Annotated in this window: 8 protein-coding genes; 6 read left to right on the top strand and 2 right to left on the bottom strand. The window is 44.1% G+C overall.

Translation table 11 applies throughout. The annotated features are described in order from the left end of the window. Nucleotides 1–126: 126 nt before the first annotated feature. The 3 genes from VTAP4600_RS03230 (at nucleotide 127) to VTAP4600_RS03220 (ending at nucleotide 5,344) form a co-directional block, all read left to right on the top strand. Complete coding sequence (locus VTAP4600_RS03230) at nucleotides 127–1,593, top strand: sigma-54-dependent transcriptional regulator (protein WP_102521471.1); 1,467 nt, start codon at nucleotides 127–129, stop codon at nucleotides 1,591–1,593. Beyond that, entirely contained in the window at nucleotides 1,580–3,613 is a 2,034-nt protein-coding gene (locus VTAP4600_RS03225) for a sensor histidine kinase (RefSeq protein ID WP_102521470.1), read from the top strand. The genes VTAP4600_RS03230 and VTAP4600_RS03225 overlap by 14 nt, the downstream gene beginning before the upstream one ends. A 141-nt stretch (nucleotides 3,614–3,754) precedes the next feature. Further along, entirely contained in the window at nucleotides 3,755–5,344 is a 1,590-nt protein-coding gene (locus tag VTAP4600_RS03220; RefSeq protein WP_102521469.1) for an ABC-F family ATPase, read from the top strand. Nucleotides 5,345–5,529: 185 nt separating this feature from the next. On the opposite strand, the gene VTAP4600_RS03215 is transcribed toward VTAP4600_RS03220, so the two are convergent. Beyond that, nucleotides 5,530–7,422, bottom strand: a complete 1,893-nt coding sequence (locus VTAP4600_RS03215) for a methyl-accepting chemotaxis protein (protein ID WP_102521468.1) — start codon at nucleotides 7,420–7,422, stop codon at nucleotides 5,530–5,532. A gap of 274 nt (nucleotides 7,423–7,696) precedes the next feature. Next, nucleotides 7,697–8,524: a formate dehydrogenase accessory sulfurtransferase FdhD gene (gene fdhD / locus VTAP4600_RS03210; RefSeq protein ID WP_231897856.1), complete on the bottom strand. Its 828-nt coding sequence runs from the start codon at nucleotides 8,522–8,524 to the stop codon at nucleotides 7,697–7,699. 242 nt (nucleotides 8,525–8,766) lie between these two features. On the opposite strand from fdhD, the gene VTAP4600_RS03205 reads away from it, so the two are divergent. The 3 genes from VTAP4600_RS03205 to VTAP4600_RS03195 all read left to right on the top strand — a co-directional run bounded on the left by VTAP4600_RS03205 (nucleotide 8,767) and on the right by VTAP4600_RS03195 (nucleotide 11,777). Next, nucleotides 8,767–9,216: a DUF3305 domain-containing protein gene (locus tag VTAP4600_RS03205; RefSeq protein WP_102521467.1), complete on the top strand. Its 450-nt coding sequence runs from the start codon at nucleotides 8,767–8,769 to the stop codon at nucleotides 9,214–9,216. Next, a complete protein-coding gene (locus VTAP4600_RS03200; protein WP_102521466.1) occupies nucleotides 9,206–9,883 on the top strand; it encodes a DUF3306 domain-containing protein in 678 nt (225 codons plus the stop codon). The genes VTAP4600_RS03205 and VTAP4600_RS03200 overlap by 11 nt, the downstream gene beginning before the upstream one ends. A gap of 184 nt (nucleotides 9,884–10,067) precedes the next feature. Continuing rightward, on the top strand, nucleotides 10,068–11,777 hold the full coding sequence (locus VTAP4600_RS03195) for a 4Fe-4S dicluster domain-containing protein (RefSeq protein ID WP_102521465.1): 1,710 nt from the start codon (nucleotides 10,068–10,070) through the stop codon (nucleotides 11,775–11,777). The last annotated feature ends 8 nt before the right edge of the window (nucleotides 11,778–11,785 follow it).

Genomic DNA, 11,785 nt, shown 5'->3' with positions numbered 1-11,785 from the left:
TACGTTTAAATTTACCGTTTTTTATCAGTTAATTATTTGAGTTAGGACAAAATGTCGCACATACTTACCGTCGTCTTCAAATCAGATTGGTACACTCTGTCCCAGTCATTGTATTAAGGTTCTACAATGTCTCATTCCGTTGGCTCTAGTTTAAGTAATCATGCTAAGTATCGCGCTTTTTCAGTCTTAGTCGTTGATGATGAACAGGGTATGCAAACAATTTTACAAAAAGCGTTGGGAAAATGGTTCTCAAAGGTGGATTGTTGCGGAAGCATTGAACAGGCGGAGCAGTTAAGAAGCGCAAATCATTATGATTTAATTGTACTGGACATCAATTTACCCGGACGCTCTGGGATAGAATGGACGGAAGCGTTCAATGATCCTGACAGACGCTGCGATATCATCTTCATGACAGGCTATGCCGATTTGGAAACCGCGATAAAAGCACTCAAACTAGGTGCGACCGATTTTATCCTTAAACCCTTCAATCTCGAGCAAATGTTGCAGTCAGTGCAACGCTGTATGGATAAGCGACTTGCCGAGCGAATGCACACCGCATTACAGCATGATGTAAACCGCTACAATAACAGTGAAATCATTGGCGGCTCAGAAAAAACACGTTTGTTAAAGCAGCTGATCAGTCAATTTTCTCCTTCTAAAGCTTCCATTTTAGTGGAAGGAGAGTCGGGGACTGGCAAAGAGCTTGTTGCTCGTGGTATTCATCATGCAAGTGAGCGTTCAGGCCCTTTTGTTCCCGTTAACTGCGGTTCTATTGCGCCTGAATTACTGGAAAGCGAACTATTTGGTCATACGTCGGGCGCCTTCACTGGTGCTAAAAAATCTCGGGAAGGGTTATTTCGAGTCGCGCACGGTGGGACGCTGTTTTTGGATGAGATTGGTGAAATGCCACTGGCTATGCAGTCTTCGTTGTTAAGAGTATTAGAACAACGAACGATCAGGCCTGTCGGGACTGAGAAGGAGATAAGTATTGATGTTCGTATCGTGGCGGCAACAAACCGCAACTTAAAAGAGCAAGTCGAAGCAGGTCAATTTAGAAAAGATCTCTATTATCGTTTAAATGTCCTCAAAATTGATGTGCCAGCATTACGTGAGCGAACAACTGATCTTATTGAACTCGTGCCTTATTTTACTCGTATTTTGTCGAAGGAACTGGGAATGCCAGAGCCGATGTGGGCTCATGAAGATGTCATCGCGTTACATGACTATGAGTGGCCGGGTAATGTTCGCGAACTTAAAAACCTAATAGAGCGCTGCATCCTACTGGGTAAACCACCGGCTCACTATTGGAGAGAGCTTAATGGCACCCCTGATATTGTACCTAACCGAGTTACAGTGACATTGTCACAAGGTGCTGAGCTTCCGACAATGCCAGATTACCGTACCGATGAAATTAGTGGTTATCCAAACCTTTGGACCTTGAAAGATGTTGAAAAATCACACATTCGGCAGGTCGTTGATTTCAATGATGGCAATAAATCTGCCGCTGCTCGTCAACTCGGTGTCGCAAGAAAAACATTAGAACGAAAGTACAAAGAGTGGGAAGAAGGTGAAGAGTCGTATGCCAACCAATAAAACTGGGGTCTTTGGTAGTCTTCGTCTTTGGCAGATTCGTTTTCACACGATGGTGCGCTATCGGTTGTTGTTACTCACGTCGGCTCCAATCATCTTAACGCTACTGGCACTGGTGGGTATTACTTTGTATTGGTCGACGCATTACTCTTGGCAAAATGCGCTGGTTAATGTTGAAGAAAAACTCTCGGTTGCAGAAAACAGCATCGAGATCCTCCAAGAGAAACAAGAACAAAGTGTGGCAGCGACTGGCCAGAATTACTATTTTCGGCAGCAACTCGAGCATTCGTTAACCGAGTCGGACTCGTTTAAACTCTGGATGGAACAAACAAAAGTTAAACATCAGTTGGACTTCCTTCGCTGGGTTCCTACCTCTCAACGCAGCCAAGAGTCGCCAGTTTATGTACCACAGACGTATTTCGAAGTGGTTGATAAAGAAATACTAAGGCTAATCGATCCGAGATTACCTAATCAGGCACATGTCCCGTTATTAAATGGAACAGGGTTGGAATCAAGGGGCTTATTAAGTCGAAGTATTTTTCCTGTTATCTCAAATGAAGGTGAATTACTGGGCTACCTAGAAGGCGGACTATTATTAAATAACAGCACTGCGCTGGTGGATAAAATTAGAGACCTGATTTATCCCAAGCCTAATATGTTGCAACCGAGCAAAGGAACCGTCACTCTTTTTTTGGATGATCTAAGGATCAGTACCAACGTTCCGTTAGACAGTGAAGACAGTGTCGGTCGAGCAATAGGAACTCGAGTTTCTGCTGAAGTCAGGCATGCGGTGATAGGGGAAGGAAAACTCTGGATAGACAGAGCGTACGTATACGACGATTGGTATGTTACTGCTTATCAGCCGTTGCACGACCAACAAGGTGAGGTCATTGGTATGTTGTATACCGGTTATCTGATCTGGCCTCTTATCAAAGTTTATATTACTAACCTCGGGGAAATTAGCCTTACTATTTTAGCCTTGCTGTTGATCTCTGGCATGATGGTTTATCGCGGGTCTCGAGACTTATTTCAGCCAATTGAGCGTATTCACCATGTGGTCAAGTCCGTGCAGGCAGGGCGACACAAACGTATTGGCCAGTTGGGATTAGACTCTCAACATGAATTGATGTCCCTTGCGAGCCAGTTTGATCAAATGCTCGATCTATTGGATAGGCGTAATAGCGAAATAAAACAGGCCTCGGAGCTATTAGAAGAGAAAGTAGAGCGTCGCACAGTTAAACTGAAACACCAAACTGAACAGTTAGAGTTACATATTAAGCTACTGCACCAGACAAGAGACAAACTGGTCGTAAGCGAGAAACTGGCGGCGTTAGGTGAATTGACGGCAGGCATCGCCCATGAAATTAACAACCCAACCGCGGTTATTCTTGGTAATGTTGAACTGCTCAAATTTGAGCTCGGAGACAACGCCGACGGCGTGGAAGATGAGATTCAGACCATATTGAACCAAATCGACCGTATCAGGAATATCACCCGAAGTTTATTGCAATATAGCCGTCAAGGTGGAATTCAAGACGAAATCACATGGCAACATGTCAACCCGATCGTCGAAGAAAGCCTTACCTTAGTGAAAACAGGTAGTAAGAAACGTAACATTACGTTTATCACCGAGTTAAACGCCAAAGCCGTTGTAGAGATGAACCGCCATCAGTTATTGCAGATATTGGTGAATCTAGAAATGAATGCGATACACGCAATGGAAAGCGAAGGGTCGATCATCCTTAGCAGTGAAGACTGGTTAGAAAATGGAGACGTGATTGGCGTTGTGGTTCATGTTACCGATCAAGGGTGTGGCATCGCCCCTGAACGCCTTAAACGTGTATTTGATCCTTTCTATACAACGAAGCGCGATGGTACCGGGCTTGGCTTATCTGTTAGCCAAAGTATTTTGAGCCAAAATGGTGGAGAAATTACCGCTGAATCAGAGTCGGGCAAAGGCAGTCGTTTTTCTATTTATTTACCGCTCAAGGCCAATCATGTCGATATCTTAGAAGTAGGGTAATGGCTCTCATTGTGTAGGCTAACTTGATAAATAGATTTGATAAGCTGGATATTGACGAAAAATGGTGAATCTACTTGCATCTATACTCTAACGCGAGTACGGTTGCACCGTTTTTTTAACGCTAACTGTAGGTAATAGGTTTTGATTTCAACCGCAAATATCACGCAACAATTTGGTGCTAAGCCACTATTTGAAAACATTTCAGTCAAATTTGGTGAAGGCAATCGCTATGGCCTGATCGGCGCTAATGGGTGTGGTAAGTCTACATTCATGAAGATTTTGAGCGGAGAGCTAGAACCTACAGGTGGTAACGTAAGTACTGATCCTAACGAACGCGTTGCAAAACTGAGCCAAGATCAGTTCGCATACGAAGAGTTCAGTGTTATCGACACCGTTATTATGGGTCACAAAGAACTGTGGACTGTAAAGCAAGAGCGTGACCGCATTTACTCGCTGGCTGAAATGAGCGAAGAAGACGGCATGAAAGTGGCCGATCTCGAAACAGAATTTGCTGAAATGGACGGTTACACTGCGGAATCTCGCGCAGGTGAATTACTACTGGCCGTTGGTATTCCATTAGAGCAACACTTTGGCTTGATGAGCGAAATCGCCCCAGGTTGGAAATTGCGTGTTCTTCTGGCACAAGTATTATTTGCTGAACCGCATATCATGCTGCTTGATGAACCAACGAACAACTTGGACATGGATACCATCCGTTGGTTGGAGCAAACGCTGAACCAACGTAACTGTACTATGATCATCATCTCGCATGACCGTCACTTCTTAAACAGTGTTTGTACCCATATGGCTGACTTGGATTACGGCGAACTTAGCCTATTCTCTGGCAACTACGATGAATACATGACGGCAGCAACGCAAGCTCGTGAGCGTCTGTTATCTGATAACGCAAAGAAGAAAGCGCAAATCGCTGAACTTCAAACTTTCGTATCTCGTTTCTCTGCTAACGCATCTAAAGCGAAGCAAGCGACATCTCGTGCTAAGCAAATCGATAAGATTCAGCTTGATGAAGTGAAAGCGTCTAGTCGTCAAAACCCATTCATTCGTTTTGAGCAAGACAAAGAGCTATTCCGTAATGCTCTAGTGGTTGAAAACCTGACTCAAGGCTTTGAAGAAGATCTGTTCTCTGACTACAGCACTATCTTTGAAGTGGGTGAGCGCGTTGCGATCATCGGTGATAATGGCGTCGGTAAAACAACGCTACTTAACACACTAATGGGTCAATTAGCTCCACGTTCAGGTGAGTTTAAGTGGTCTGAGAACTCAACACTGGGTTACTACGCTCAAGATCATGCTCATGAGTTTGAAGAAGACATGAACTTGTTTGACTGGATGGGTCAATGGCGTAGTGAAGGTGAAGATGAGCAAGTTATTCGTAGCTTCCTTGGTCGTATGCTTTTCTCTCAAGACGACATCAAAAAATCAGTAAAAGTCCTTTCTGGTGGTGAGCAAGGTCGTATGCTTCTTGGTAAAATCATGATGCATCGTCCGAATATCCTATTAATGGATGAACCAACGAACCACATGGATATGGAGTCAATTGAATCGTTAAACTTGGCACTAGAGAACTATAAGGGCACATTGTTCTTCGTTTCTCATGACCGTCAGTTCGTAGACTCTTTGGCGACGCGCGTTCTTGAAATCAGAGACAACAAAATTCATGACTTCAAAGGCACCTACGCTGAGTTCTTGAAAAACCGTGGTGTTGAATAACCCGTAATTATTGACGCCGTATCAACAACGTTACTGGTTAGACTGTAGCCTAGGTCTATTTCAGATTGAAAACGCCCCTCTGTTTAAATAGAGGGGCGTTTTTATTTGAACGATAGGGATAGCAACATTGGGTTTAACAACAACAGACCGTTTGTCGTGAGTTGTTATCAGCACCATCAAACCGCCTAAGCATAGCGAAATTGCTCCACCACTTTGAGTAGCCGATTACTCGCACTACTCACGTCTTCACTACTTGAAACAGAAATGGACACAGACTCTTTGGTGTCCGTTGCCAGCTCTGCAATGTGCGTGATATTTCTATCGATATCGGCAGATACCATCGCTTGCTCTTCTGATGCGGTAGCAATCTGAGAGTTCATGTCAAAAATCGCACTCACTTCAGTCACAATACGTTGAATCGCGGTAACGGCTTCAATGGTATGTTGATTGGTGTTACTCGCACGAGACAGACTGTTTTGCATCAGGCCGACGGTTTGTTGGACCCCCTGGCTTAGCCCGTCAATGGTTCCTTCGATCTCGACGGTCGATTCGTTAGTCCGTTTCGCTAATTGACGAACTTCGTCTGCGACCACGGCGAAACCACGGCCATTTTCCCCCGCTCGAGCGGCTTCAATCGCGGCATTCAGTGCCAGTAGGTTAGTTTGTTCAGTAATCTCACGTATGGTCGAAACAACGGAATGAATCTCGGTACTTTGTTGCTCCAACGCTCTGACCAGCTTTTGGGAGTCGGTAATGTTATTGGTGAGATCTTGAATGCTGTCCCCGGCAATGTTGGTTAAACGCATACTTTCTTCGGCATCTACTTTTACGGTATGCGCAGTATGGGCGGCATTTTCAATATTAGAGGCTATCTCATTGGTGGTCATCAGAAGTTGATTGACGGCCGTCGCGATGGAGGTGGACTCCAGCTGTTGCTGCTCTGCATTGTTTAAGCTGGCTTTTGCTGCTGACTGAGAAGACCCTGCCGCACCCGATAACTGTTCTGTTACGTTGGCTATCTCTTGAATACTCAGTTGTAATTTGCCGACAAATACATCAAAGGCTTGGCTCAATTGAGCGAGTTCGTCTCCGCCACGATCGTTCATACGAACGGTGAGGTCGCCGTTACCTTCCGCAATGTTTTGCATCATCTTTTTAACGTTGAGTAGCCTGGCAGAAATTTTGTAGCTGAGCGTGACTAAACACAATGAAACAACCGAAGCAATGCTGATTCCTAGCAGTTTAAGATTATTGGTGACGTTAACCCGCATGGAGGAAACCATACTGCTAATCGCCAACTGCATTTGATCAAACGCTTTCTCAGTTTGGTGAACATTACTACGAAGCTCTCCACGCATGCCTGACTGGTGATCAAGCCCACGTACGACCATCGCATCATATAAGTCGGTTAAAGTGCTTTGATAGCGATCTGAGAGCGTTTTGACGGCTTTCGGCGCTAGAAACAACTGAGTACGATAAGCTTTCCATTTAGATTGAAATAGGGCGACTTGTTCGGCATTGGGGTCTAACAAAAATCGATGCTGGAGATCGATTACTTGCATCAAGCCCAATGAGAGATTGGCGTTATTTTGCTCATCAACCAATTGAGTCAATTCAGACTCGGTGTTGGTTAGTTCACCAAGTAAGCCCGCATTTAAGTCAAATCCGACTTTTTCAGTTTGCTGTGCTAACCGATTAAACTGGATTTTATAGCTATCTAACGTACTGCGGATAAGATTAAAGTCAGTATCAAGGAGCTCTGGGTATTGATTTAGAATGGCTTCCAAGTCCGTAACCTGTTCTATAAGCTTATTATGATTAGTATTGAATTTTGATACGTATTTTGGGTCGTTCCTGCTTAGAAAATCTTTTTCATTTCGTCTTAACATCAACAGTGCAGTTTCACTACTGCCGTTAAGTTCTTGGGCTACCTGAAGCATTTTAAGCTCTTCAAGCGCATGGTTTTCGTAAAACGCGTAAATACCCATGCAGGCTAATAAAAACGCCGTAACAAATAATAACTTTGCTTTGATGGTAATGGATGAAAACAGCCCGAGATTACCCTGATCTAATTGCATAATTGAACTCCTAGCACGGCGAATTACCCAGTTTAAAAACGGGTAAAGCAACGATGGACTCCGCAGTGATTAGTGTTCGACGACACTTTTACCTTGAACACAGGTTCTAGGTGTCCGGAAATCCTACCTGACGTAATGCCTGCTAGCTTGTCTTTATGACAGTTATGTTAATTATTGATGACAGGCACTAATAAAGTCTTAGCATAGGAAAGTGAATATGCAAGCGCGCTAATACACGCGCTAGATATAGGGGTAACGGGTTCGATAATCCGGGTTAGTTGGCGCCTTTGACGTCAAAGTCGACTTTCTCGGCACCAGTAAATACTTGAAACCTTAGGCCTTTTGCACGAGCGATCGTGGTGATACCAAACTTCTTCGCTAAATCTAACCCCATCTGAGTTACACCTGAACGTGACAAGAGTACAGGGATGCCCATTTGAGCTACTTTGATCACCATCTCAGAGGTGAGACGGCCAGTGGTGTAAAAAAACTTGTCTTCACCGGTTTCTTGCTTTAACCAAAGTTCACCTGCCAAGGTATCAACCGCATTGTGCCTGCCAACATCTTCGACAAATGATAAGACGGAGTCTTTGTTGCAAATCGCACAGCCATGAACCGCTCCGGCTTTACGGTAGGTATCGTTATAATGGGTAAGCGCTTCCAAGGCAGAATAGATCTCAGATTGTTTTAATGTCACTTGGGGAACTTGATACTCTTCGAGCTTTTTCATTACGTTGCCGTACATGGTTCCTTGCCCGCAGCCTGAAGTGACGGTTTTCTTTTTTAACGCAGCTTCGAGGTGATCGGTATTTTCCTTCGTGACTACGGCGGCTGAATGAGTTTGCCAATCAATGATGACGGAATCAATGGCAGTCGGATCTTCTAAAAATGCTTGGTTTTTAAGGTACCCCAACACCAATGCTTCTGGGCGAGAACCTAATGTCATTAAGGTCACTATTTCTTTCCAATTAAGCAGGACGGTTAATGGACGTTCACAAGCGACTTCTTTGATGAGCTTTTCACCATACTCGTCGTACACTTCAACTTCTTGGGTTTGAACCGGTGCTGTTCCAGATGTAATGAAATTTGGTAATTGGGACACGAGGAAATCCTTACTCTTTTATGGTATTCGGGTGTGTTACAGGTGCTTTCAATTAAGCAATTATTGCACCACTTTAACTTAGCTTGTTGCGGTTGAATACAGTAGTACTAGCAACTGGCGTGAGAATTGCTTAGTAATTGATAAGTAAATCGACTGCGTAGGATTATTACTCCAAAATTTGGCACAGTAATCCCAGCGAGTGAATGAATCAAAATCAGTTCTATATAAGGTAATCATCGATAATGACGCTATCAAAAACCGAAGACCGTTGGCCTATTGAATGCCTTATTGAGGCTAAGGAAGTCACCAGTGGACGTTGGAGTGTGACGCAATGGCAGTGGGCAGACGTCATTCTTCAACCTTCATCGTCAGGTAAGCCTGAAGGGGATGCGTGGATACTCGCCCTTGAACTGTTCCGCGACGAACGTACGGATTACCGCTTTAACTTGAGCTCACAGCAACCTAAGTTATTTCTAGCCATTGAAGAGGAGAATGAGCGATTAAAACCGATTACGCTCACCGCATCTCAGTCTATTGCTGGCAACTTCTTAGATGGAGATTACCTTGTGTTATCCATCGACATGCCGCTAGCAATACAAGCATGGATGGAAGCCTATATTGGTCGTCACGGTGAACTATTAGAGCAGCGACGTAAGAAACGTAAAGGGGCAGGGCGTTCTAGTGGCAAATAACTTTTTTAAGCGATGGTCTGACAATAAACTCGCAAAACAAGAAGAAAATCAAAAGCTTGATAACGTCGACGTTGAACAAGTAACAGAACGCACGATCGATCCTGTCGCGGTAGGTCAAAACGCTAAGCATGCAGAACCTCGCTCGTTTGAAGCCAATAGCCTTGTAGAGGAAGAGACTCAAGAGCTTGAATTTCTTCCAGAAATCGCGGCGGGTTCTGACCATATTGAATCTTTAAGCGTTGCTAATATTTTGGCTGATGGCATAAAAGGCAGTGTTAAAAAACAAGCATTAAGAAAGCTGTTTTTGTCTGGTGAGTTTGCAGAAGTTGATAGGCTTAATGACTACGATCACGACTATAAAGCGGTGAAGAGCTTGTCGACAGATGCAGCAAGCCAACTTAGAAACTGGCTTAACGACTCAGTAGAGAATGACGCTGGCCATACTGACGTGACCGTTGACGAAACAAATCAATCACAAGACGAGGCTCTGCAAGGCTGTGATCATCAAGACCCTGATCAACCTGAACAGAATGACGGAATAGAGGAAGACAAAGCGGCGCACGACCAAGAAGGGAGTAAACGAGAACTCGCCGCAGCAGAAACGACACAAAACTTTGAAGCCAATAATGAGAACCATTCAGTAAACTTGGGCGTTGGCGACAAATAGTACCACTTAAAATACCGGTACATTTTGACGTAATCACAAAATCATCAATTGAGACAATTTGTCACACATAAATTGTGGGTTAAGCAAAAATATAGACTTTAGTCCCTGATATACGCCGATTTAAAGTTGGTGCAGTACTTGCAAAGTAAGCGGTATAAAAACAATGAAGCCGTGAACTGAAGCAATGTTGAAATCACTTTTAGAATCATCCTCATCTGATAATGGTAAGGCTCGGTGCTTTGCCGTAGAAAACACCGTCGAGTTAACGAACTTGATCCCACCTACGGTCAGTTACAATAGTACTGGCCATCTAGTCGTTATTGGCCCGATATCTATCCTAAAAGATTTGGCACCTCAATTAACAGAAATGGCGACGGTTACTTTCTTATGTACCGATAATCAACTCGCGCTATCTGGTTCTGATCTATCTCGCGTTGATGCTGTCGATAATGCCGAACCTCTTGACCGTTTGTATTTTTCTAAGCGCATTCACGTTACTGGATTTCTAGGGACATTTCAGGTGTCGGTAGAGGTCAATGGCGTGATGGAAAATCTCGCTCAGGTGGCAATTGGTAAAGATCGCTTTGATCTCGTGCTAGACATGACACTGACCAGCCATATGAGTGAAGAAGTCCCTGTGCCGGGTTATTATCCTGTTGGTCGTGGTTATCCAAAATTGGCTGAAGCTTTAACTGAAATCCCGACGTTAATGGGAACCTTCGATAAGCCAAAGTTCTTCCGGTTAGATACAGACAAATGTGCTCATAGTTCTCGTGGTGTTAAAGGTTGTGATCGTTGCGTAGACGCTTGTCCTGCTGGCGCATTAACCAGTGACGGTAACGATGAGATTGGCCATAAAATCCAAATTAATCCGTATTTGTGCCAGGGGGTTGGTACATGCGCAACGGCATGCCCAACCGAAGCCATCTCCTACGCATTGCCTGAACCAGAACAAACGCAAAAATTCATTGAAAACCTGTTAGCTAACTATAAAAAAGCAGGGGGCATGAATCCAATCATCCTTTTTTGTAGTGAAAGGCATGAAAGCTATAACGTCATGGCGTTAAAAGCGCTTCCAGATAATGTGATTCCGGTTGAGCTAGAAGATCTGCCATCGGTAGGAATTGACACATGGTTTGCTGCATTAACTAATGGTGCATGCCAAGTTATGTTTGCTGCAAGTCTGCATATGCCAGAAACAATCAAACGCGTGCTGGGACAAGAAGTTGAAGTCGCTAAACAGCTGTTAACTCAACTGGGCCTTGAGCCTAATCGCATTGATATCTTGTTTTTAGAGTCTATGCGTAATGGCTTACCTGAATTGATAGAAAGGCCTTTGGCGTTACTACTTGGCCCACTCGAAGGCAATAAGCGCCAACGTCTATTTACTGCGCTTGATAACCTAGCTCAGATATACACTCCAAAGCAACTTGAGACTCAAGTTTCGGCATCGGCGCCTTTTGGCAAGGTGAGTTGCGATGAAACGTCTTGCACTTTGTGTATGGGGTGTGTCGCCGTTTGCCCTACTGCCGCACTTCACAACGATGGTTCCTCACCCAAGCTTCAATTTATTGAACAAGATTGCATTCAATGTGGCATGTGTGAAAAAGCATGCCCAGAAAACGCCTTGACGCTTTCAAGCCAGTTCAACTGGGATCATGAAACAAGACAAACCCCTCAGGTTATTCATGAAGAAAAAGCCGCAGAATGCCTGAGTTGTGGAAAACCATTCGCACCTCAATCTATGATTACGATGTTGCAAGATAAGTTACGAGGTCACTCTCACTTCGCAAATGAAACTGCACTTAGCCGAATTGCGATGTGCGAAGACTGCAGAGTGATAGATATGTTTTCTACTCTGGCTGACAACCCAGAAAAACAATTGGATATATAGGAATAAGC

Origin of the sequence: Vibrio tapetis subsp. tapetis (assembly GCF_900233005.1) — a bacterium.
GTDB lineage: Bacteria > Pseudomonadota > Gammaproteobacteria > Enterobacterales > Vibrionaceae > Vibrio > Vibrio tapetis.
The sequence above is the reverse complement of the archived record's forward strand: the minus strand, read 5'-3'. Positions and strand labels throughout refer to the sequence as shown.